The organism is Hoeflea marina (assembly GCF_003182275.1).
Taxonomy (GTDB): Bacteria; Pseudomonadota; Alphaproteobacteria; order Rhizobiales; family Rhizobiaceae; genus Hoeflea; species Hoeflea marina.
Map to the genome: position 1 here is coordinate 150787 of NZ_QGTR01000006.1, position 20485 is coordinate 171271.

Annotated in this window: 23 protein-coding genes; 8 read left to right on the plus strand and 15 right to left on the minus strand. The window is 64.7% G+C overall.

Going from position 1 to position 20485, the window contains the following annotated elements; genetic code table 11:
- Positions 1-40 precede the first annotated feature (40 nt).
- On the minus strand, positions 41-481 hold the full coding sequence (locus DFR52_RS20695; RefSeq protein WP_245415425.1) for a BA14K family protein: 441 nt from the start codon (positions 479-481) through the stop codon (positions 41-43).
- A 435-nt stretch (positions 482-916) separates the two neighbouring features.
- On the opposite strand from DFR52_RS20695, the gene DFR52_RS20700 reads away from it, so the two are divergent.
- Both DFR52_RS20700 and DFR52_RS20705 read left to right on the plus strand, forming a co-directional pair.
- On the plus strand, positions 917-1672 hold the full coding sequence (locus tag DFR52_RS20700; protein WP_110033926.1) for a glycosyltransferase family 25 protein: 756 nt from the start codon (positions 917-919) through the stop codon (positions 1670-1672).
- A 140-nt stretch (positions 1673-1812) separates the two neighbouring features.
- Entirely contained in the window at positions 1813-3036 is a 1224-nt protein-coding gene (locus tag DFR52_RS20705) for an O-antigen ligase family protein (RefSeq protein ID WP_158285007.1), read from the plus strand.
- Between the two features lie 91 nt (positions 3037-3127).
- On the opposite strand, the gene DFR52_RS20710 is transcribed toward DFR52_RS20705, so the two are convergent.
- The 6 genes from DFR52_RS20710 to DFR52_RS20735 all read right to left on the minus strand — a co-directional run bounded on the left by DFR52_RS20710 (position 3128) and on the right by DFR52_RS20735 (position 7687).
- The gene (locus DFR52_RS20710) at positions 3128-3340 is read right to left on the minus strand and encodes a cold-shock protein (RefSeq protein ID WP_110033928.1); all 213 of its coding nucleotides are present in this window, start codon (positions 3338-3340) and stop codon (positions 3128-3130) included.
- A gap of 343 nt (positions 3341-3683) precedes the next feature.
- Positions 3684-3929, minus strand: a complete 246-nt coding sequence (locus DFR52_RS20715) for a DUF1344 domain-containing protein (protein ID WP_110033929.1) — start codon at positions 3927-3929, stop codon at positions 3684-3686.
- A gap of 209 nt (positions 3930-4138) precedes the next feature.
- The gene (locus DFR52_RS20720) at positions 4139-5056 is read right to left on the minus strand and encodes a DMT family transporter (RefSeq protein WP_110033930.1); all 918 of its coding nucleotides are present in this window, start codon (positions 5054-5056) and stop codon (positions 4139-4141) included.
- A gap of 226 nt (positions 5057-5282) precedes the next feature.
- Positions 5283-5858, minus strand: coding sequence for a hypothetical protein (locus DFR52_RS20725; protein ID WP_110033931.1), 576 nt, complete (start codon positions 5856-5858; stop codon positions 5283-5285).
- Positions 5859-5988: 130 nt separating this feature from the next.
- A complete protein-coding gene (locus DFR52_RS20730; RefSeq protein ID WP_110033932.1) occupies positions 5989-6477 on the minus strand; it encodes a DUF1499 domain-containing protein in 489 nt (162 codons plus the stop codon).
- Positions 6478-6523: 46 nt separating this feature from the next.
- Positions 6524-7687, minus strand: a complete 1164-nt coding sequence (locus DFR52_RS20735; protein ID WP_110034117.1) for a PQQ-dependent sugar dehydrogenase — start codon at positions 7685-7687, stop codon at positions 6524-6526.
- Positions 7688-7824: 137 nt separating this feature from the next.
- On the opposite strand from DFR52_RS20735, the gene DFR52_RS20740 reads away from it, so the two are divergent.
- Positions 7825-8355: a PH domain-containing protein gene (locus tag DFR52_RS20740; protein ID WP_110033933.1), complete on the plus strand. Its 531-nt coding sequence runs from the start codon at positions 7825-7827 to the stop codon at positions 8353-8355.
- Here DFR52_RS20740 and DFR52_RS20745 read toward each other — a convergent pair.
- From DFR52_RS20745 to DFR52_RS20755, 3 genes are all read right to left on the minus strand, one after another.
- Positions 8268-8984: a class GN sortase gene (locus DFR52_RS20745; RefSeq protein WP_110033934.1), complete on the minus strand. Its 717-nt coding sequence runs from the start codon at positions 8982-8984 to the stop codon at positions 8268-8270. The genes DFR52_RS20740 and DFR52_RS20745 overlap by 88 nt on opposite strands.
- On the minus strand, positions 8974-11289 hold the full coding sequence (locus DFR52_RS20750) for a marine proteobacterial sortase target protein (RefSeq protein WP_110033935.1): 2316 nt from the start codon (positions 11287-11289) through the stop codon (positions 8974-8976). The genes DFR52_RS20745 and DFR52_RS20750 overlap by 11 nt, the downstream gene beginning before the upstream one ends.
- Before the next feature lie 143 nt (positions 11290-11432).
- Positions 11433-12371 carry an EAL domain-containing protein gene (locus DFR52_RS20755; protein ID WP_158285008.1) on the minus strand — a complete coding sequence of 313 codons (939 nt, stop codon included), beginning with the start codon at positions 12369-12371 and terminating at the stop codon, positions 11433-11435.
- Positions 12372-12569: 198 nt separating this feature from the next.
- Between DFR52_RS20755 and DFR52_RS20760 the strand changes: the two genes are divergently transcribed.
- Positions 12570-13772, plus strand: a complete 1203-nt coding sequence (locus DFR52_RS20760; protein WP_110033937.1) for a pyridoxal phosphate-dependent aminotransferase — start codon at positions 12570-12572, stop codon at positions 13770-13772.
- An 80-nt stretch (positions 13773-13852) separates the two neighbouring features.
- On the opposite strand, the gene DFR52_RS20765 is transcribed toward DFR52_RS20760, so the two are convergent.
- Together DFR52_RS20765 and DFR52_RS20770 are read right to left on the minus strand one after the other, a co-directional pair.
- Positions 13853-14227 (minus strand): DUF6768 family protein, encoded by a 375-nt coding sequence (locus DFR52_RS20765; RefSeq protein ID WP_110033938.1) that lies wholly within the window; start codon positions 14225-14227, stop codon positions 13853-13855.
- Positions 14220-14771 (minus strand): RNA polymerase sigma factor, encoded by a 552-nt coding sequence (locus DFR52_RS20770; RefSeq protein ID WP_110033939.1) that lies wholly within the window; start codon positions 14769-14771, stop codon positions 14220-14222. Before DFR52_RS20770 ends, DFR52_RS20765 begins: the two co-directional genes overlap by 8 nt.
- A gap of 133 nt (positions 14772-14904) precedes the next feature.
- Here DFR52_RS20770 and DFR52_RS20775 point away from each other — a divergent pair, with 133 nt between their 5' ends.
- The gene (locus DFR52_RS20775) at positions 14905-15237 is read left to right on the plus strand and encodes a DUF2188 domain-containing protein (protein ID WP_245415441.1); all 333 of its coding nucleotides are present in this window, start codon (positions 14905-14907) and stop codon (positions 15235-15237) included.
- A 5-nt stretch (positions 15238-15242) separates the two neighbouring features.
- On the opposite strand, the gene DFR52_RS20780 is transcribed toward DFR52_RS20775, so the two are convergent.
- Both DFR52_RS20780 and DFR52_RS20785 read right to left on the minus strand, forming a co-directional pair.
- Positions 15243-15719, minus strand: a complete 477-nt coding sequence (locus DFR52_RS20780) for a bleomycin resistance protein (protein ID WP_110033940.1) — start codon at positions 15717-15719, stop codon at positions 15243-15245.
- Positions 15712-16626, minus strand: a complete 915-nt coding sequence (locus DFR52_RS20785) for a LysR family transcriptional regulator (protein ID WP_110033941.1) — start codon at positions 16624-16626, stop codon at positions 15712-15714. Before DFR52_RS20785 ends, DFR52_RS20780 begins: the two co-directional genes overlap by 8 nt.
- Before the next feature lie 92 nt (positions 16627-16718).
- Between DFR52_RS20785 and DFR52_RS20790 the strand changes: the two genes are divergently transcribed.
- From DFR52_RS20790 to msrP, 3 genes are all read left to right on the plus strand, one after another.
- On the plus strand, positions 16719-17771 hold the full coding sequence (locus DFR52_RS20790; protein WP_110033942.1) for an NAD(P)H-binding protein: 1053 nt from the start codon (positions 16719-16721) through the stop codon (positions 17769-17771).
- A gap of 38 nt (positions 17772-17809) precedes the next feature.
- Complete coding sequence (locus DFR52_RS20795) at positions 17810-18175, plus strand: DUF6220 domain-containing protein (RefSeq protein WP_146215639.1); 366 nt, start codon at positions 17810-17812, stop codon at positions 18173-18175.
- A 68-nt stretch (positions 18176-18243) separates the two neighbouring features.
- A complete protein-coding gene (gene msrP, locus DFR52_RS20800; RefSeq protein WP_110033944.1) occupies positions 18244-19248 on the plus strand; it encodes a protein-methionine-sulfoxide reductase catalytic subunit MsrP in 1005 nt (334 codons plus the stop codon).
- A gap of 318 nt (positions 19249-19566) precedes the next feature.
- On the opposite strand, the gene DFR52_RS20805 is transcribed toward msrP, so the two are convergent.
- On the minus strand, positions 19567-20463 hold the full coding sequence (locus tag DFR52_RS20805) for a LysR family transcriptional regulator (protein ID WP_170132325.1): 897 nt from the start codon (positions 20461-20463) through the stop codon (positions 19567-19569).
- Positions 20464-20485: the final 22 nt, after the last annotated feature.

A 20485-nucleotide genomic window follows, 5' to 3' on the forward strand; every position in this document is an offset into this window, starting at 1 on the left:
GCCCTTGCGGGGCCGGCATGTCGTTCAGTCCGAGCGGGTGTCAGTTGGCGACGCAGAAATGGTCGCGTCCGTCATACCCGCGGTAGGTGCCGGTGCGATCGTTGAACGACCGATAGCGGTTGTCGCAGTAGCGGTACCATGCGGGTGTCCAGGGCTCGATGCTGCCGCTGTACTGGACACCGCGCGAATTGTTGTTGATGGCACCGCCGATGATGGCGCCGGCAGCAAGGCCGCCGAGAATGCCGAGCGCCACGCCGCTGTTGTCGTTGTGGCGGTAGTGGCGGCCGTAATGACGTCCGTAATGGCCTGAGCGGTTGCGATACTTCCACTGCTGGTTCTGGTTCTGCCCCATTTCGCGCAGATTGGGGCGACCGTACTTCTCGTTGTTCCAGCTGCCATCGGCATGCGCGCTGGCAAGCGGCGCAATGGCCGTGACGGCGGAGATGACCGCGATTGCAATTGTTCTGGTGATGGTCCTCATGACGACATCCTTTCCTGGCTTTTCGGGCCGCTGAAGCGTTGGCCGGTCTGACCGGTATGTGGTGGACTTTAGGTCACCGCGGCTGAACCGGACCTGAACGAATGCCTTTTTTGAGGGGGCTGACGATCCAGGGGTGTCCGGACAGAATTCGGGTAACTTTTGTCTTGACCACACAACGTTCGGCCAACGACTTGGTTCCGCGGAAACCACGTGTCCGCACACGACGTACAGCGGATTGCAAATCAGCAGCGTGTCAGTGGGAAACCGGAAAGGCGGCGATCCGGACTATCGACTGGACAGCATACGGCCCTTCAAATAAGCCCTTGTCATGCTGTTGCTCGCAGCTTGCAATGGATCTGCACCAGGCCAATGGCAGCATCCGAGCTGCAGCAACCCGACCCGGGTCCACCTTTGTTTCGAGATGGCTGTGCTCTCATGTTGAAAACCTATGTCATCAATCTCGATCGCGCGTCCGAACGCATGGCCTACATGCGGGCGCAGCTCGACGGGCAGTCTTTTGCTTATGAGCGGATAGCTGCCGTTGACGGTTCAAAACTGAAGCCGCCAATTCCCGGTTTTGACGAGCGCGGTTACAATCTTCTGCATGGCCGCCGCTTTCATCCCGGCGAAGTGGGCTGCTATCTCAGCCATATGGAGGCGCTGCGTCGATTTCTCGGCACGGATTGCCTGCATGCGCTCATTCTCGAGGATGATGGTGCACTGCCCGCCGATCTCGCGGCAGTGGTCGAGGAGGCACTGACCGCCGCAGAAGACTGGGACATATTGAGGCTCTCTTCGGTCAGCCATGGCCACAAATTTCCCGTGCGCCGGCTCCCGGGCGGCCACGAGCTGGCGGTCGCACTAACCCGTGAAAAAGGCTCGGGTGCCTATCTTGTGAACCGTCGCTGCGCCGAAGTGTTTTTGCGTCGGCTCGACCCGATGCGCATGGCCTGGGACATCGCCTACGACACGGAATATCTCATGGGTCTCAAAGCGTTGTTGATGATGCCTTTACCTGTCAGCCAGACCGGTGGCCCGGAAAGCCAGATCCAGATTCACAATCATCTCTACAAATTGCCGCGTTGGCGTTATCTGACGGTATTCCCCTGGAGGGCGTGGGTGGAAACCAATCGCGTAATTCATCGCGGATTTCGACTGCTGACGCTCAAGTGGCTATACCGACGATCCTGATGTTGCCCGATGCTCTTGGCTGTGCAAAGGCTGTCGGGTTCCATCAAAGCGGTGAGGCAAAGCAACCCGTGCGGCCACAAACTATCCATTCGTGGACGACTCGCCTGTTTCTACGTCGAAGGCGCTGGGACGGGTTCGCATTGTCGCTGGCCATCGCATTCCTGCCGGTGTTTTCGATTGTCAGTGTGGTGGTGTTCGGTTTCTTTGCTGGAGTGGGTGCATACGTCATTCTTGCAAGGCATCGTGCCGTCAGGCTGATCAACCGGACCTTTCTTGCGGCTTCGGCTGTATTCGCGCTCAGCGCGGTAGCCCTTGCCGGGATCAACGGAAGTCTGATGTCGGATTTCCGCTGGACGTCCTACGCGGCATATTATTTGTGCGGCGCGGTCTTCTTTGCGGGTTGGGTGCATTTCCGCAATCCACTGCGCCAAGCCGTGCTGGGCGCCCGGATCGGCGTCGTGCTGGCAAGCATCGCTTCGGTGGCGGAAGTTCTCGCTGGAGCCGATCGCGTCGGCTTCGGGAGCAATCAGGCAAACGCTGCTTTCGTCATCGCGGCAATCGCCATATTGACCCGGATCCGGGTCCCTGCAGCGCCGCGGCCTTTAGGCAATTCCAGGGCATGGTTCTATCTCGCAGTCATTCCCATGATGCTGACCGGCACGCGCTCCACCTTGCCGCTCATAGGCATTTGCGTGATTCTCGATCTGGCCGCCTGGCTGCGCGCGCGCCAGCCTTCCCGGAGGGTAGTTGTCGCGCTCGCAGCCGCGTTGGCGTTCGTCGTCCTCGTTCCTGCAATTGCGATCATGAGCTACCATCTGCCGTTGCCGGACGCAGTGGAGCGCACTCGCATCGAATACCGGGCAATGATGGAGAATCCGCTCGACCATGACAACGGGCTGTCGATCCGGCTGGTGCTGTGGGATCACGCCTGGCAGGTGATCCGGACCAGGCCCTGGACCGGGTATGGCGGGGTGGCAAGCATGGCGCTGATCAAGGCCGATATCCCCGCCAATGGTGAGCGATTTGAAAGCTTCATCCATGTGCACAACCTGATAATGGATGAACTGCGAATCCGGGGTGTGATCGGCCTTGTGCTGCACCTTGGATTTTTCATTTTCGTCTTCAGCCAGATGTATCGCCGCGGCAATGCGGATATCCGCCAAAATGTCCTTACTTTTGCTTTCTGGATGGTGGTCTACGGTTCATTTCACGGGCTTCTGCAGGCAGATCGCAACATCATGGTGGTAACCATCTATATTACGCTCGTTCTGGCAAGCATCGACCGCAACCGATTTGCCCGCAGGCCCGATGACCGCGATGTCGTGACGGCCACCGGGATCAGGCGTAGCCAGGGTGCTTCCTGACGGCTCGCCGCAGGGCTGGCAACCCGGGCGCGTGAAACCAGAAACCCGGCGTTCTTGCACCGGGTCCCGAAATTCGCGAGGCGTCGCCGGATCAGGCGAGACGCAGATTGACGGCCTTGGGGCCCTTGCCGCGGCGGTCAGGCTCGGTGTCGAAGGAGACAACCTGGTTCTCGTTCAGGCCGGGAAGACCCGATGCCTGCACGGCGGAGATATGGACAAAGATGTCCGGACCGCCATTTTCGGGCTTGATGAAGCCAAAGCCCTTGTCGACATTGAAGAATTTTACGGTGCCAGTTTCGGCCATGCTGTCAGGTCCTCTGATTGCCGACCGGAAACGCCCACGCGTCCGGCAAGCGACATGTCATATCCCGCATTGGCGCGGGGGTTATGGCAGGCAGTTCTTGACGTATTTGGAAAGGTCCTGATTGTGGCGGCGTAACCGAAATGACCTGCCGAAGCATGTCCGGTTTTCCCTGCCGCCCGAAGGTTTTGCGCGACTTCGGCTCGCATTGTTCTGGTCTTCCCGCGTTCGCAAATTGCCCGAACGGCTGAAATCATGCTTTCTTTGTCGAAAATTGGCAAGATTTTTTTTGCACGTATTGCGGTAGCACGGCCGGGCAGGCGAATTCGGCCCGGCCGATACCGGGCTATTGCTTTACGCTGACAGCGGTCGCGTCGGTGCTGTTCTCTTCATGGGTGACGGTCACGTCTGCGCCCGTGCTGAGATCGCCGGGCTCGACGCCTTCGACAAGCACGTAGGTCTCGCCGGTGTCCAGAGTCAGCATCCGCGTGTTGATGTCATAGTTGCTGACCACGCCCTGGGTCTCGGCCGCAAAGGCCGTGCCGGCAAGCAGCAGCGCGGCAAGCGAAGCGGTTGCGAAGATCTTGATCATGGTCGTTTCTCTCCTGTTGATACCCAGTGTTCGGGCTGTCCTGCCACGCCATTTAGGTAGAGGGCAGACATGTTTCCAATCACATTCTGTTAATATACGTAATCAAAACAATGTCATAAAGCAGGCTCACAGGATCGGCCCATTGCCGTCCCCCGAGACCGGCGGATCCGCGCGCCTGTCCGGGGGAGGGCAGGCCGGGTCATCCGGCGCTACGCCGGGCGGTCGTGGGGTTCGATGCCGGGCACGGACGGCTTGCGCCGCATCAGCGTGGGGCCGACCTCGACGAGCAGGATGGCGAGGAAGATCAGCAGTCCGCCAAGATATCCAAGCGGCAATATGGTCTCGCCCAGGACGAGGGCGGCGAACAGGGCCGCAAACAGGGATTCCGTCGACAGGAAGATCGCCGCCTGCGGTGCGCTGGTATAGCGCTGGGCCACCACCTGCAGGGTGAACGCGATGCCGCTGGCGAACACCCCCGCGAACAGGATCTCGGGCAGGGCCGCGGCGATGGCTGCCGGATCGAGCGGTTCGCTGACCGATGCCACGGCAAGTCCGAGGCAGGCGGTTATGGCGAACTGGCTCAGCGACAGCGCGTAGGGCCGGTTGCTCTGGCTTGCAAAGCGGCCGATCAGGATCAACTGGACCGCCCACAGCACGGCGCAGGCGATTGTCAGATAGTCTCCGTGGTTGAGGGGCTCGGCCTGGCCGCCTGCCAGCAGCCAGATCCCCGCGAATGTCGTCAGCACCGCGGGCCAGACCAGAACATGGGGCCGGAGGCGAAGAACCAGCAGGGAAATGACAGGGGTGAAAATCACATAGAGTCCGGTCAGGAACCCGGAATTGGTCACGCTGGTCGACAGCAGGCCAACCTGCTGCAGCCCCATGCCGGCAAACAGCGTCGCGCCGATGGCGACAAAGCCGCGGCGTGACGAGCGCGACAGGGGAGCGGTGGCCGAGCGCATTTCCCGTATCGCCAGCGGCGCAACCACGAAGGAGGCGACGAGAAATCTCAGGCCGATGAACAGGAACGGGCCGATGGCGTCCATGGCCGTCGACTGGGCCACAAAGCCCATGCCCCAGATGGCGCCGGCAAGCAGAAGCAGCAGATTGGCCATCGGACGGGACATGAAACCTCGCGGGGGGACTGGGCGCCCGACGCGGTAGCAGTTGGCATTCCGCCGCGCAAGCCCGGCTCGGGCTGGCGCAGCCGCCGCCGCTGCGGACGGAACGCCAGCAGGCACACGGCATGTCCCGCGAGCTTGTCAGGCTCACGCGCCCGAAATGTCCCGGAACAGAACCTCAAGTTGCCGGCCGGGCGGCCGTTGCGGCGTCCGCCGACCTCGGTTCGTCGGTTCAGGCTGCGTGGTCTGCCCGGACCTGTTCTGCATCGCGCGAATTTGCCATATAGGCCGACACGGCGGCGCCGAGGATGGTTTCGGCCGCGACGGATTTGGTGTGGCTCTGCTCCGCCGGGGCGACGATCGACTTGATCAGCAGATCGGTCGTCATCCAGTTCTGCGCCGCCACCGCCGTGAACCGCTGCGTGTCCGCGTCGCCTTCGACAGTGATTTCGTCGGCCTCCGCCCGGGTCTCGGACGCGTCCGCCGGAGCCAGGTCGGCGGCGGAGTTGCTTCGCGCCGCCCGGGAGGGATCGGCGTGCGGCGAGCCGGAGGGGGAAGCCGCATGGGAGCCGGGGGCGCCGCTCGACCGGGTCATGCCGGTCGCGGTGTCGCCGGTCTGGCTTCCAGCAGCGAAGCTTGCGAGAGCGGGAAACGGGTTTGGCGCAGAGGGCGCAGAAGGAGCAGGAGGCTGGATGTCGCGCGGCGCCGCGGCGATGCTGGCGGGGCCGGAACCGGCGCCGGATTCAACGGCTGCGGGCGGACCGGTCGGCCGGACATAGGGTGAGGTCAGCGTGCTGGTGATGAGCATCGGTTTTCCGCAGATTTCTACTGCGGTACGGCATCGCACGACATCACTTTCGGACAGCTTTCCTTGCGCCCGTGCATTTGACGAAAATTTTAGATTCTCGCCGCCCGGGACGCTTGCCGGGAATGATCGCTCAGGGTTTGAGAAGCTGTTCGAGCCGCGCGCGGTTCTTGCCGAAGTCGTTGTTGCCGAGCTGCGAACGGGAATAAGCCATGATGCCGGTCATTCCGTCGGCAAGGGGCACCGCCTCGAAGTGGATTACATCGGGAAACCGCATCCATCGCGTGTAGGTCACATAGCGGGCCTTGAGCTGATCCTTGTCCGTGTCGAGGCGGCGGGCGTGGGGATCGAGGGTCTTCAGTCTCCGGCCGAGTTCGCTGAGCACGTCAGCAGGCTCGCCGGAACGGGGATCGACGATGATGTCGGGGTTGTCGCAGAGGTCCTGACTGCAGGCCAGCGCGTCGTTGGGGACCGCGGAGCGGCGGCCGGCGCCGAAATCGAACTGCTCGCGGTCGGGCGAGCCGGCCAGCAGCACCCAGGTGCGCTCACGGCCGATGAACAGAACGGCAAGGATCAGCAGGGCGACGATCGCCAGCAGTGCCAGTGCAATGGATTTGAACATGATGCCTCCCTTCAGGCGGTCCCGGTTGATCCGGGTCCTTGCCTCGTCAGTTTTCCGCGACCGGCGAGCGCGAGATCCTCAGCAGGGCCCCGTCTTCTTCGTCGGTCACCACCAATACCGCTCCGTCCGCGTCTACCCCGACATCGCGGATGCGGCCGTAGTGGCCCTTCAATATCCGTTCCTCGCCAAGCACCTCGCGGGTCTCGGCATCGAGGTGCAGGCGAGCCAGCAACTGGAATTTCAACGCGGCCACCAGAAGGTCGCCGTTCCATTCCGGAAACATCCTGCCGCGATAGACCGCCATGCCGCCGGGCGCAATGGAGGGGTCCCAATAATGAATCGGCTGCTCGTAGCCGTCGGCGGCGGTGCCGATGCCGATTTCGGCCCCCGAGTAGTGCCGGCCATAGGATATTGTCGGCCAGCCGTAATTGGCGCCGGCCCTGGGCAGATTGACTTCGTCGCCACCCCGTGCACCGTGCTCGATCTCGAACAACTCCCCAGTTTCGGAATCAAAGGCCAGTCCCTGCGGATTGCGGTGGCCCTTCGACCAGACCTCCGGTGCGTCGCTTCCGACGCGGGGATTGTCGGGAGGAATGGATCCATCCGGGTTTATGCGCAGCACGGCACCCGCATGATCGGACCAGTCCTGCGCCCGCTCATCCTTGCCGCGGTCGCCGATGGAGAAGAACAGCGTGCCATCGGTGGCAACGGCAATGCGCGAGCCGAAATGGCGATGCGTCGCCGAAGGGCGGTTCATGCGGAAGATTTCCGTCACCTGCTGCAGGCTTGTCATGTCCGCCGACAATGTGGCCCGGGCGATGGCCGTGCCGGCGGCGGCCGGAGTGCCGGCGCTGTAGCTCAGGAAGATCACCCGGCTGGAGGCGAAGTCGTTGGCGAGCGCCACGTCCAGAAGGCCGCCCTGGCCCTCGACGAGGACCTCCGGCATGCCTGCGATCGGCTTCGAGAGTTTGCCGTCGCGGAAGAGGTGCATTTCGCCCGACCGTTCAGTGACGAGAATCGATCCGTCCGGAAGCGGCTCCACCGACCAGGGATGGGACAGCCCGCCGGCGAGCTTTTCAACGATCACCTCCACCTCCTGGGTCGGGACCACGTCGGCCGCCGTTGCCGGCGGTCCCGCGGCGCTCGCAACCAGCGCGCCGAGCACTGCCAGACGCGACAGGCAGCACCGGAACAATGGCCCATGGAGCATGATCATAGGGAGTCCTCCTCTTGACCCAGTGCATATGGGTCTTGTTTCGCCACAGAAAACCCGTCGATGGCATGATTGAGACCGCAACCGTGCCCGGTTCTGTGCGGAAACCGCGAATCCGGATAGACTGCGCGGCCATGATCAGCAGCGAATCGCCTCCCGCCATCCAGGATACCGGGCTCTTGATCGTGCCCGGAGCGAAATCCGTCTGGCGGGCGAGCGCGATGGCGCTTTTCCTTCCGACGCTGGTGATCGCCGTCGGCTATGCCGGCCTGTGGGCATATCTGCTTCTGTCCGGTCGGGAGGCCGGCGCCCTGGCGCGGGCAAGCCAGGCGGTCCTGATCCTTGGCGTGCCGCTGCTGCTCGTCCATGCGGGGCTCAGGCTTGCCACCACCGAGATGATTTTGCGCGGGTCGCAACTGGAGATCCATCCCGGCTTTCCGGCGCGCGATCCGGTGCACATCGCCTACCGGGACATCGGCACGATCAGGCTCAGGCGCGGCCTGTCCGGCCGTCTGACCGGTTCCGGCTCGCTGATCCTGGAGGTGCCCGCCGGCAGGCCGGTTGTGGTCTGCGCGCTTCAGGAGCCGGAAGCGGCACTGGCCGCCATCAGGTCGCGGTGCAGCCGAGAAGAACCGCCGGCCAGGGCGGTCGAGGAGAGGCTCTGAGCCAGAACCGGCGGTGCGGGCGTCAGTTCGGTCTCGACGATGTAACGCAGCGGTCCGCGGCTGTTTGAGTCGAACGGCCAGCAGGTGGCGAGATCGAGCCAGGTTCCGGCCCGCTCCGGGTCGATGCCGCTCTCGTCATTGCGGGCGATGCGGGCGTTGCGGACCGTGAAGCGATGCGCCACTCCGGCGCGGTCCGTCACCGTGAGCGCGTCCCCTGGCCTGAGATCGGCGAGCCAGCGGAAATGGGTATCCCGGTGCGCGGCGATCACCGCGGTACCGGGCTGGCCCGCTTCCGGCGTGCCACCGACACGGGCCGGGCCGAAGGCCAGCGCCTCGCCGCTTGCTTCCGACAGCACGATGGCCGATCTGCCGAGCCTGGGCGCGACAATGCGCGCCTCGGTGTTGAAATCCGCCCAGGGCCATGGACGCGGATCGCCGCCCTGGGCAAGCAGCCGCTCGAAGCCGCGGTCAAGCAGTACCTGCGCCGCCGCCGCCTTGACATGGATGTAGATACCCTTGCCGACAAGGACCAGGCCGCTGCCGACGAGCAGCAGGAAGGCCAGCCGTCCGGCCAGGCTCGACGATGTCACCGGTGCGCGCCGCCTGTCCGCCGCCACGTCACGCCTCATCGTCGCGGTTCCATGCGGCGAAGAAGTCGTTCACGCCGGAGTTCCAGATCCGCGTGGTGAACAGGGCCATGAGTGCAAACAGGATCATCATCATGCCGAGAAGGATGTCGCGTTCGGCGCCTGTGGCCGTCTGTGGCAGGGCCACCGTGGTGCTGAGCCCGGCCACAGCCATCGCCGATTCGGCCGTTGGCGCGGCAGCGATCATGCGGGTGTCGGCCATTGCCATCCGGCTCTGTGCCGGAAGCGCGGCGCGGTCCCTGCCGGGCGAGGCGGAGGCCGGTTCGCCCATCACCTGGTCGAAATCCCAGCCCGCCGGAAGGTTGAGCGGCAGCCTGGTCTCGCCCAGCGGCGCTGCGCCGGGACGCGACGGCTGGACTTCCACCGCCACCAGGCTTGTCAGCCGGCTGACGAGATGGTTTTCCAGCGCGACGCGCTCGATCTCGCGATCGACGGTGGCGGGATCGGCGGCCAGGTTGCGCCCGGCCTCCAGACCGGCGATCGAGCGCCTTGCCCAGAGCTTGGCAATGCCGGTCGCGGGCGCCGCCTTCGCGAGGGGCAACTCCACGCGCCAGGGCTGGTCGCCCAGCATACCGGCAAGCGTGATGGGACCCGCGGCCGCATCGCTCCTTAGGCGCGCGGTCAGCACCACGGGCTCACCCTGGTAAAGGTCGGGCAGCGGGTCGGGGGCCAGGCCCGGGATGTCGGTGCCGTTCATGGAGGCCGTCAGTCCGGTCACCGCCGGGTTTTCCAGCTTCTCGAACAATTCGGTCATGCGTTCGCTGATCTGCGCTTCGGACCCGACATGGGTGAAGGTGCCGCGGCCCAGTTCGGCAGCGCGGGTCATGAAGAAGCTGTTGGGTGCCGAGCCGATGCCGACGGTGAAGACGCGGGCTTCGCCGCGGTCGCGGCTGATTTCGTCAAACAGCTGGCTCTCGTTGCCGATGTCGCCGTCGGTGAGGAACACCACCTGGCGCAGAGATCCGGCGCTGATCGGTCCCTGGCGCGTCAGTGCCTCGTGCAGCGCGGGGAGCATTTCGGTGCCGCCCTCGGCCTGGAGGCCGCGCACCCAGGCGATCGCGTCCTCCCGCTTGCCGGGCGATGCCGCCACGGGCGCGTCGAACAGCGTGTCGTAGGTGTCGTCGAAGCGGATGACGTTGAAGCGGTCTTCGGGGCCGAGCCGGCCGATGGCAAGCGCCAGGCTGTCGCGCGCCTGACGGATGGATTCGCCGGCCATCGATCCGGAATTGTCGATGATGAAAATCACCTCGCGTCGCGCCGGCTTGTCGGCCGGCACGCTCGGCGGGGTCACGAAGGCCATCAGATAGGTCTGGCCGTCGAGCGTCTCGCGGAACAGGCCCGCGTCGGGCGTCCTGCCGGACTGCGCCTTCCAGACCATTTCGAAGTCGCGGTCGGCCGGCACACTTTCGGTTGCAAGGCGCAAGGTGCGCGACCCGTCGGCGCCGGTCTCGCTCGTCATCCGGTGGAACGGGGTTTCGACGGTGTCCAGCGGAAAGCCCGCGGCGAGGTTGACGGTCAGACTGACCGGATTGATTCTGGCGTTCTCGCGCGGGTCGAGCACCGGCGCCGTGATCGCGTCGCGGTCAGGGACCGGATCGCTGACGGCGAAGCCGCGATCAGGACCGAAATCGACCGTCTGGACGATGGGGGCCGGGTTGTAGCGCGGCGCCACCACCATGGGAAAACGCAGGGAGAAGGCGCCTCCCGACTGGCGCACGCTCTGCTGATACTCGATCTGGATGACGACGGTCTGCCGCGGACCGATATTGGCGACCTGGTTGGTGAAGATGTTGGGTCTTTGCTGTTCGAGCAGCGCCGCCTTCTGGCCGCTGGCCTTGGCCTGCTCGTAGATGGCGCGGGCTTCGGCGCGGGGCTTGATTCGTCCCTCGATGAGGCGGTCGCCGATCTGCATCTTCAGGGTGTCGACAGCCGAATCCTCCGGCAGCGGAAACACGTAGGTGCCCTCGACCCAGCCGTCGGTCGGGTTCTCGAATCGCTGAGTGACCTTGGCGCGCGCGATGGGGCCGCTGACATCGATGACCACATCGGTCTTGAGCCGGGGTGCCTCGACGAAGAACCCTGGCTCCTTGGAAGGCAGCAGCAGCGCCCCGGAATTCATGTCGTTGGGACGGACCAGGCCGGCAAGGCGCGTCTCCGCCGCTTCGGTCTGGCTCACCAGCAGCACCATCATGATCATGCAGGCGGTCAGCGCCGCCAATGCCAGGCGCCAGGCAAAGGAACGTTCGGCGGCTGCCGCGATCCTCTGGGCGTGGTTGTTGTCGAACATGGTATTCCCCTTGCGCTGGTATTCCCCGCTGCAAGAAGGCGCTCGGAAGCGGACCGCAATCGGACCGGATTGTGGCAAGGCGCGACATTTATCGTGGCGACATTGTGTCGCGCGTTAATACTTTGTGAAGGATGTGGTGGAGGTCAGCGGCTGCGCCGGCCGAACGGCACGCTGCGGCGGCGCGCGGCCACGGCACCCCTTTGCGGATCTGGGAGCAGGGGATTGTCGGTGAGCTGGGGCGCGACAAGGCGGCGGGGCAGGCTCATGACGGGAGGCTCGGCCCGGTCTCCCTGCTCCGGGAAGCGCTCGTGGAAGGTGGTGGGCGCCAGTTCCGGGCGAGCCAGCGCGAAGCCTTGCATCAGCTGGACACCGACCTCGCGACAAAAGTCGATCTGGTCGTCCTCCTCAAGACCTTCGAACAGGACGGTGATGCCCCGGTCGATGAACTGCGACACCATCAGCTCCAGCAGGCTGCGGCCGGGAGACGTCTCGGTGAAGCGCCGCACCCAGGCCGAGTCGAACTTGACCACGTCCGGCTGCAGCTTGTCGACGCGGGCGATGTCGGAGTCCTCGGCGCCGAAATCGTCCACGGCGATCTTGAACATGCTGCGGCGCAACCCGCCGACCAGTTGATCGATGGTGGCCGCGTCGCCGCCCTGCTCGGTGATCTCACAGACGATGCGGCTGGGCCGCAGGCCCGCCTGCAAGGTGACGTCCAGCATGTGCGCGACTTCGGCTTCGATGCTGGCGCCGGCGGTGAACAGGCCCGGATTGAAGTTGATGAACAGTCTGGCATGCCTGCGGTTGAGCCTGCCCATGTTGCGGATGTGCAGTTCCCGGCAGAGCGTGTCGATTGCGAGGGAATCGGCGGGTTCCACCATGGAGAAGAAATGATGCGGGGAAACCGGTTCGCCCCCGCGCTGGGCGCGGATCAGCGCCTCGAAAGCCTCGATGGTGAGATGGCCCTCGGCGTTCTGGCTGAAGATCGGCTGGAAGGCGGAGCGCAGCATGAAGGGACCATAGGAGGATGTGAAGATCCCCCGGTCATCTTCCAGGAAGTGTGGCTGGCTCAGCCTGTCCATCAATCGTCGGGCTCCGTCCAAGCGCATCGAACCGTGTTAACCAATAGCGGTTCAATCCTTTAATCCATGTTAATATTCGGGATGCCGACCAGGCGCGCCCTCCCATCTGTTCTTGCGTTGCCGGTGCTGTTGCGACATACAGCAACCGCGGCATGCGTGCGCATGCCGATCATGTCCTGCCCAGCCGGAGTGCCCGTCATGGCCTTTCTTGCCGATGCCCTTTCCCGCGTAAAGCCGTCCGCCACCATCGCCGTCAGCCAGAAGGCCCGGGAGCTGAAATCCCAGGGCCGCGACGTCATCGGTCTTGGAGCGGGCGAACCCGATTTCGACACACCCGACAACATCAAGAAAGCGGCCATCGACGCCATCAATCGCGGCGAGACCAAGTACACCCCGGTGTCGGGCATTCCCGAACTGAGACAGGCGATCGCCGCCAAGTTCAAGCGCGAGAACGGCCTCGACTACACCCCGGCGCAGACCATCGTCGGAACCGGCGGCAAGCAGATCCTGTTCAACGCCTTCATGGCGACGCTGAACGCTGGCGACGAAGTCATCATCCCCGCGCCCTACTGGGTGAGCTATCCGGAGATGGTCGCCATCTGCGGCGGCACGTCCGTGTTCGTGCCGACGACGATCGACAACGGCTTCAAGCTCGCCGCTGCCGATCTCGAGGCGGCGATCACGCCGAAGACCAAGTGGCTGATGTTCAACTCGCCGTCCAACCCCTCGGGCGCGGCCTATACCGAAGCCGAGCTCAAGGCATTGACCGAGGTGCTGATGCGCCATCCGCATGTCTGGATCCTGTCGGACGACATGTACGAGCATCTGACCTATGGCGATTTCGTCTTCACCACGCCCGCCCAGATCGAGCCGAAGCTCTATGATCGCACGCTGACCATGAACGGCGTTTCGAAGGCCTATGCCATGACCGGCTGGCGCATCGGCTACGCGGCCGGCCCGCTGGAACTGATCAAGGCGATGGACATGATCCAGGGCCAGCAGACATCGGGCGCCTGCTCGATCGCCCAGTGGGCGGCGCTGGAGGCGCTCAACGGCACCCAGGACTTCATTCCGAAGAACAAGGAGATCTTCCGCGGCCGGCGCGACCTGGTGGTGTCGATGCTCAACCAGGCCAAGGGCATCAAGTGCCCGGTGCCGGAAGGCGCGTTCTACGTCTATCCGTCCTGCGCCGAACTGATCGGCAAGACCGCGCCTTCGGGCAAGGTGATCGCCACCGACGAGGACTTCGTTTCCGAACTGCTGGAAGCCGAGGGCGTCGCCGTCGTGCACGGCTCGGCCTTCGGCCTCGGCCCGAACTTCCGCATCTCCTACGCGACGTCGGAGGAACTATTGGAAGAGGCGTGCAACCGCATCCAGCGCTTCTGCGCCTCGCTGCGCTGACCGCATTTGACTTCTGCCGGGACGGGTCATTCCTGTCCCGGCACTTGCCGGGGGCTGCAGGAGCCGGCTTACCAGGCCGTTCAGTGCGTCCGATCGTCCTTCCTGTGGGCAATCATCAGCTCGACCCGCTTGAGTTCACGCAGAATCCGGTCCGCCTGCATCTGCGGCATCAGGCTCGTCTTGAGGATGGTGGCCACGATCATCAGCGTGGCCGAGGGCAATCCCCATTTCAGGGCGGTCAGTCCATCGCCTGCGGCGAAGAAGTGCCAGCCGGTCCAGACCGCCGCAACGAACAAGGCGGTCTGGGTGATCATCAGCACCCATGACACCCAGCCCAGCTTGCCGGTGAACTGGCTGGCGCCGAGTTCAAACCAGCCCAGTTCGCGGGTTTCGCGCAGCAGGGTCTCGTCCTGCTCCGAAAGCGCCTCTTCTATCAGTTGGTCGAGTTTACTCATCATGGTCTCCTTTCAGGGCTTTGGTCAGCTTTGATCGTGCATGCATCAGGCGGGTCTTGACCGTTCCGGGCGGGACATCCAGGGCAATGGCCACCTCGGCCACGCTCATGTCCTCAAGGTAGAACAGCGAGATCGCGGCGGCCTGCGGAGGCGGCAGCGCGCTGATCGCCCGGCGGACCGCATCGGTCTCGGTCGACATCGATGCGGTCCCTGCCCCGGCTGCGTCCTCCAGCGTGGCGGCGTCATCGATGTGGCGGCGCCGCTCGATGTTGGCGGCGACAATCCGGGCGGCGCGGCGGGTGACGATCCGGTAGGCCCAGGCTGCAAACGCCCGGTCGTCGCGCAATGTGCGCAGCCCCCTGATGATCTCGATCCAGGCCTCCTGAACGGCATCGTGCGCATCGTCGCGGTTGCCGAGCAACCGCATCGCATGGCGCAGGAGAGCGGGTCCACGCACGGCTGCCAGCCCGGCGACGGCCTTGCGGTCGCCCAGCCGGGCGCAGGCCACCAGATACTCTTCAACGACATGTTGCTTGCTGCGCATCGGGGCTCCCTTGCCGCGTATGATACAAGGTGCCGTCAGATGAGGGTTTGGTTCAATGCAATCGAGCAAAATGTGCCGGAGCGCCACGCCGCCCTTCGGGGCGGCCTTTCTGTTTGAGCCGAAAAATGCGATGATGCAGGGCTTCTGGAGCCTGGACCAAGGGAGAAGCGCGATGAAGGTCTGCTATGAAATCGTCCCGCATGACGGCGGGTGGGCGTACAGGTATGACGGTGTCTATTCGGAGACGTTCTCCACTCACGATTCGGCGCTGGCGGCGGCGCGTTTCGTCGCGCTGGAACAGCAGGTCGGTGGTGAATCCGCGGGCATCAGCTATCAGGACGAGGACAGCAACTGGCACGAGGAATACGCCGACGGCGGCGACCGGCCGGAAGCCGTGATTCTCGATGCCGGCGGCGAGCCGGACATCCCCGATCCGGGCGACGAGCCGAACCCGCATGCGGCCTGAGGCGATCAGCGTCGGCTTCGCGGTCCCAGGGATTGCGAAAACCGCAGCAGATAGCCGTCGGGATCCTGAACGAGGAATTCAAGCGAACCGGTCTCGACGCCTTCGCCAACATTGTACCAGGACTCCCTGGTTTCGCGGAACAGCGGCCATTTGGCCCGATCCAGCTCCGTCAGCATTGGCTGAAGGTCGTCGGTCTCGATCTGAAAATTCACCCCGCGGCCGAAGGGTCGTGCCAGGTCGCCGGTGAGCCATTCCCCATTGATCTCGCAGAGCATCACCTGTGCGCGCTGCCTTTCAAGATAGGCGAAGCCTGCCTCCGGCCGCTCGTAGGCGATGCGGAAGCCGAGCAGACCGGACCAGAAAGCCAGGCTTTGGGTCAGGCTCGAGACATCGAGTTCCGGCACCAGGGGTGCAAAGCCGCCGGTGGGCCCGCTGCCATTGGCTCCGGCGCTGTTGCGCCCTGCCTGGTCGAGTTCAGCCACGGGATCTTCTCCTTTCCGGTGCGAGATAGGCCAGCAGGCCCTGCACCAGCGCGTCGAAGGTGACGCGGCAGCGCGGGCTCGCCTTCAGGTCCTCATGCATGACCAGATATGTCTCCAGCTTGAGATCGATGAGGCCGGGAAGCACCGGCACCAGGTCGGGATCGGTGGCGGCAAGCGCCGTCTGGCAGACGCCGATCCCGCCGCCGGCGCGGATCATTGCCAGTTGCGCCATGTTGCTATCGGTGCGGAAATCGAAGCGGGCGTCGGCCAGTTCAGGATGGAATGTCAGCATCTGGCGCACATAGGGGAGTTGCCGGTCGAAGCCGATCAGGCGGTGAGACAGCAACTCCACCAGGTTCTCCGGCGTGCCGTGGCGGTCGAGATAGCGGCGATGGGCGTGGAAGCCGAGAGGAATCGCCCCGATACGGCGGCTGACAAGCGCTCCCTGGGTGGGCGGCACCATGCGCACGGCGATGTCGGCTTCCAGCCTGAGCAAGTCCTCGACCGCGTCCGACAGCCACAGTTCGATGGTCAGGCGCGGATGGCGGTCCTGAAGGTCGGCGAGGATCGGCGGCAGAACCGCGAGCCCGATCACCTCACTGGCGCTGATGCGCACCGTGCCTTCCGGAGCCTCGCCGTCGGCGGAGGCTGCGCGCGCCAGCGCCGCCGCGCTGGCCGCCATGGATTCGGCATGGCTGCGCATGCTCAGCGCCGTCTCGGTGGGCAGCAGCCCCTGATGCGAGCGCAGGAACAGCGGCTTGCCCGCCGCCAGTTCCAGCGCCTCGACATGCCTGCCGACGGTGGGCTGCGAGACACCCAGCGCGCGGGCGGCACCCGATTGCGAGCCTTCCTGCAGCACAGCCAGCAGGGTGCGGTAATGATCCCAGTCCAGTGATCCGTCGGACATGCATGAATGTATAGCAGGTCAACGCAAAACCACAATTCCGTTCGTCACCGCCATTCGGCATCATCTCCTCAGCGAAAAGAAGGAGCATCATCATGCGCAATGACAGCCAAATCCATGCGACGAGTCCGGCCGCGCCCCTGGCGCTGGTGCTGGGCGCCACCGGCGGCATCGGCGGCGCGGTGGCGGCAAAGCTCGCCGGCCGCGGCTACGCGGTGCGGGCCATGCACCGCGATGCCTCAAGCCAAAGGGCGAAGTCTCCGGACTGGGAGTGGGTGGAGGGCGACGCCATGAACAGGGAGGATGTCGTTCGCGCTGCCCGCGGCGCGCAGCTGATTGTCCACGCGGTTAACCCTCCCGGCTATCGGAACTGGGGGAAGCTGGTGCTGCCGATGATCGACAACACCATCGCCGCCGCCCAGGCGGCGGGGGCGGGCATCCTGATGCCGGGCACGATCTACAATTACGCCCCGGATGTCTTCGCGAATCTGGCCGAGGACAGCCCGCAGAATCCGCTGACGGCCAAGGGCAGGATCCGCGTCGCCCTGGAGCAGCGCCTGCAAGCCGCCGCCGGGCGGGGCACCCAGGTGATCCTGGTCAGGGCAGGGGACTTCTTCGGCCCAGGCGCCGGCAACAACTGGTTCGCCCAGGCGGTGGTCAAGCCCGGCGCGCCCCTGGCCGCCATCACCAATCCCGCCGAGCGAGGCGTCGGCCACCAGTGGGCCTATCTGCCCGATGTGGCCGAGACCATGGTCCGGCTTGTCGTCCGGGCCGACGAACTGCCCGCCTTCTCGCGTTTCCACATGCGCGGCTTCTGGGACGAGGACGGCCTGCAGCTCGGCAACGCGATCCGCCGGGTCACCGGCCGGCCGGATCTGCCGACCAAGCGGTTCCCGTGGCTCCTGCTGCGGCTCGCCTCGCCCTTCGTGCCGGTGTTCCGGGAGCTTCTCGAAATGCGCTACCTCTGGAAGACGCCCCTGCGGATGGACAATGCCAGGCTGGTCGAATTCCTCGGCGAAGAGCCCGCCACCCCGATCGACGAGGCCGTTCGCGTGACGCTTGCGAGTCTCGGCTGTCTGGGGCCCGCGACTGGCGGAGCAACCACGCGGGCGCCGGCGGACGACCGCCGCAAGGGAGTGGCGGCATGAGCCGGCGGCGCGGCCGCGCAGTGCCCCTGGTTACGGCCATGGCCGCGCTGGCGATTGCGGGCATCGTGATCCAGGCATATCTCGCCGGACTGGCGATATTCGGCGCCGCTTTCGGCCTCGCCATGCACCGGATGCTGGGCGGGCTGGTCGCCATCCCCATCCTCGGGCTGCTGTCCGCGACGCTACATCCGTCGGGCGGCACCGGATGGCGCGGCCCCGCCCGATTGCTGGGTGTGCTCTATTTCGTTCAGCTGGGGCTCGTCGCGGCGGGCACAGCCGCGGGCGTGAGCTGGATTGCGGCGCTGCATCCGGCAAATGCGCTTGCCATGCTGCTGGTGGCGGTCGAGATTCTGCGGCGCAATGCGGCGCTCCCGAGCGCACGGGCGACAGACACACGAAATTGATTCGTGGCCAATTGTGCAACGGAAGACCGGATTGCTACTCTGCGGGCCTCAATGGAGGTTCGATCGTCATGCCCGCAGCCCGTCCGCCGCTCGCCGCTCCCGCAGGCTCGATCAGGTCGTCCTGGTTCCTGGCCGAGCGCGAAGCCACGCCCGAGGCCGCCTTTCTTAGCCGGCGGTCCTTGCTCCGGTCGCTTGGACTCACCGGCGGGGGGCTGATCCTCGGCAATGCCGTGATGCCGGGCAGGGCGGCGGCCGGCAGTGCCGCCGACAAGACCGCCGGGCTCTATCCGGCCCGGCACAATGATGCCTTCGAGTTGGACCGGGATCTCACCCCGGAGGAGATCAACGGCAAGTTCAACAATTTCTATGAATTCGGCTCGCACAAGCAGATCTACCGCGAGGCCGAGCGGCTGGTCACCGATCCGTGGCCGATCAGCATCGACGGGCTGGTCGATCGTCCGGAAACGATCGAATTCGCCGAGCTGGCCAAGGCCATGTCTCTCGAGGAACGGCTCTACCGGCATCGATGCGTCGAGGCCTGGTCGATGACCATTCCCTGGACCGGCTTTCCGCTGGCCCGATTGCTGGACCGCGCCGGGGTGCAGCCGGGCGCCAGATATGTCCGCTTCGAGACGTTTCTCGATCCGGTCATGGCGTCAGGGCAGCGCCAGGTCTGGTATCCGTGGCCCTATGTCGAGGGCGTCACCATCGCCGAGGCGCGCAACGATCTCGCCTTCCTGGTCACGGGCGCCTATGGCAAGCCGCTCGCCAACCAGTTCGGGGCGCCGCTGAGGCTGGCGCTGCCATGGAAATATGGATTCAAGTCGATCAAGTCCATTGCCCGAATCTCGCTGGTGGCCGAGCGGCCGGTCAGCTTCTGGGAGTCCATCAGCAAGACCGAGTACGGATTCTGGGCCAACGTCAATCCGGCGGTGCCGCATCCGCGCTGGAGCCAGGCGAGGGAACAGGTGCTGCACACCGGAGAGGAGCGGGACACGCTGCCGTTCAACGGCTACGGGCAGCAGGTGGCCGCACTCTACGGCGGGCTGGAGAGCGAGGCGCTCTACAGATGAAGCCTGGGCACGCGATCGCATCCGCCCCGGTTCCCAGACCCCGCCGCCACCCGAATCCGGACAAAAAAATGGGCCTCGAGATTGCTCTCGGGCCCATGAATTATGAAGGTTAAAACCTCCAGAGGGGAACAGCTCATGCGGCGGCACTGGGAGGAGTAGGCCGCCAAAGGTGCATCAGCTGCAGGCGATATGATGCTTATTTGGGCAAGCTTCAAGTGGTGAATGCGCATGCCAGCCCTGCAATCTGTGCATATCTGGCATGTGTGCCCCTGAAATTGTCCGGGTCTGTCTACAGGCTGGCCGACACCGCGGCATGGGTCAGTAGCTCCAGTTGCGCGCCTTGTTGATCAGGAAATCCCGGAACGCCTTGAGTTTGGCGGCATTTCTCATTTCCTCGGCATAGCAGAAATAGCAGTCGAAGGTCGGGATGTCGGCGGTGAGCACCAGTTGGACGAGTCCGGCGTCGCGGCTGACCATGTAGTCGGGCAGCAGCGAAATGCCGGCGCCGTTCATGGTGGCGCGGCGGATGGCGGCGAGATTGTTGATCTGCAGATGCGCCGGCCGGCGGTTTTCGTTGCTGCGCCCGGCATGCTCGAGCCAGTTCACGTCGTGGAGATAGATCGGCGCCGGCTCTCCGAAGGTGATGATTCGGTGATGGTCGAAATCCTCGATCGACCGCGGCTCCCCGAACCTGGCCAGATAGACCGGCGAGGCATAGACGTGGAAATGCACGGTGAACAGCCGCCGCTGGATCAGGTCGGGCTGCTGGGGCGCACGCAGGCGGATGGCGCAGTCGGCCTGGCGCATATTGACGTCGAGTTCCTCGTTGTCGAGGATCAACTGCATCTGGACGTCCGGAAACAGCGTCTGGAATTCCTGCGCCTTCTCGGTCAGCCAACCCTGGCCCAGGCCGACGGTGGTGGTGACCCGGAGCTTGCCGCTCGGCTTTTCGCGGGTCTCCGTCAGCCGGCTCTTGACCGACTCGAGCTTCATCAGCACTTCGTGGGCTGCCTGATAGAGGATCTCGCCCTGCTCGGTGAGGATCAGGCCGCGCGCATGGCGGTGGAACAGCTTGGCGCCCACCTCCATCTCCAGCGCACTCACCTGGCGCGAGATCGCCGACTGCGAAAGATGCAGCTTTTCGGCCGCATGGGTGAACGAGCCGGCCTCGGCGGCGGCATGGAATATGCGCAGTTTGTCCCAGTCCAACGGCATTGGCAGTCCCCCGATGCCACCG

What these genes read in the sequence shown, in the direction of transcription:
- DFR52_RS20725 (WP_110033931.1), bottom strand. Translation starts at nt 5,858, where the DNA reads ATGCTCATCACCAGCACGCTGACCTCACCCTATGTCCGGCCGACCGGT.
- DFR52_RS20700 (WP_110033926.1), top strand. Translation starts at nt 917, where the DNA reads ATGTTGAAAACCTATGTCATCAATCTCGATCGCGCGTCCGAACGCATG.
- DFR52_RS20710 (WP_110033928.1), bottom strand. Translation starts at nt 3,340, where the DNA reads ATGGCCGAAACTGGCACCGTAAAATTCTTCAATGTCGACAAGGGCTTT.
- DFR52_RS20775 (WP_245415441.1), top strand. Translation starts at nt 14,905, where the DNA reads ATGCAGGGCTTCTGGAGCCTGGACCAAGGGAGAAGCGCGATGAAGGTC.
- DFR52_RS20795 (WP_146215639.1), top strand. Translation starts at nt 17,810, where the DNA reads ATGGCCGCGCTGGCGATTGCGGGCATCGTGATCCAGGCATATCTCGCC.
- DFR52_RS20765 (WP_110033938.1), bottom strand. Translation starts at nt 14,227, where the DNA reads ATGAGTAAACTCGACCAACTGATAGAAGAGGCGCTTTCGGAGCAGGAC.
- DFR52_RS20750 (WP_110033935.1), bottom strand. Translation starts at nt 11,289, where the DNA reads ATGTTCGACAACAACCACGCCCAGAGGATCGCGGCAGCCGCCGAACGT.
- DFR52_RS20730 (WP_110033932.1), bottom strand. Translation starts at nt 6,477, where the DNA reads ATGTTCAAATCCATTGCACTGGCACTGCTGGCGATCGTCGCCCTGCTG.
- msrP (WP_110033944.1), top strand. Translation starts at nt 18,244, where the DNA reads ATGCCCGCAGCCCGTCCGCCGCTCGCCGCTCCCGCAGGCTCGATCAGG.
- DFR52_RS20760 (WP_110033937.1), top strand. Translation starts at nt 12,570, where the DNA reads ATGGCCTTTCTTGCCGATGCCCTTTCCCGCGTAAAGCCGTCCGCCACC.
- DFR52_RS20715 (WP_110033929.1), bottom strand. Translation starts at nt 3,929, where the DNA reads ATGATCAAGATCTTCGCAACCGCTTCGCTTGCCGCGCTGCTGCTTGCC.
- DFR52_RS20720 (WP_110033930.1), bottom strand. Translation starts at nt 5,056, where the DNA reads ATGTCCCGTCCGATGGCCAATCTGCTGCTTCTGCTTGCCGGCGCCATC.
- DFR52_RS20770 (WP_110033939.1), bottom strand. Translation starts at nt 14,771, where the DNA reads ATGCGCAGCAAGCAACATGTCGTTGAAGAGTATCTGGTGGCCTGCGCC.
- DFR52_RS20735 (WP_110034117.1), bottom strand. Translation starts at nt 7,687, where the DNA reads ATGCTCCATGGGCCATTGTTCCGGTGCTGCCTGTCGCGTCTGGCAGTG.
- DFR52_RS20790 (WP_110033942.1), top strand. Translation starts at nt 16,719, where the DNA reads ATGCGCAATGACAGCCAAATCCATGCGACGAGTCCGGCCGCGCCCCTG.
- DFR52_RS20695 (WP_245415425.1), bottom strand. Translation starts at nt 481, where the DNA reads ATGAGGACCATCACCAGAACAATTGCAATCGCGGTCATCTCCGCCGTC.
- DFR52_RS20745 (WP_110033934.1), bottom strand. Translation starts at nt 8,984, where the DNA reads ATGAGGCGTGACGTGGCGGCGGACAGGCGGCGCGCACCGGTGACATCG.
- DFR52_RS20755 (WP_158285008.1), bottom strand. Translation starts at nt 12,371, where the DNA reads ATGGACAGGCTGAGCCAGCCACACTTCCTGGAAGATGACCGGGGGATC.
- DFR52_RS20785 (WP_110033941.1), bottom strand. Translation starts at nt 16,626, where the DNA reads ATGTCCGACGGATCACTGGACTGGGATCATTACCGCACCCTGCTGGCT.
- DFR52_RS20740 (WP_110033933.1), top strand. Translation starts at nt 7,825, where the DNA reads ATGATCAGCAGCGAATCGCCTCCCGCCATCCAGGATACCGGGCTCTTG.
- DFR52_RS20805 (WP_170132325.1), bottom strand. Translation starts at nt 20,463, where the DNA reads ATGCCGTTGGACTGGGACAAACTGCGCATATTCCATGCCGCCGCCGAG.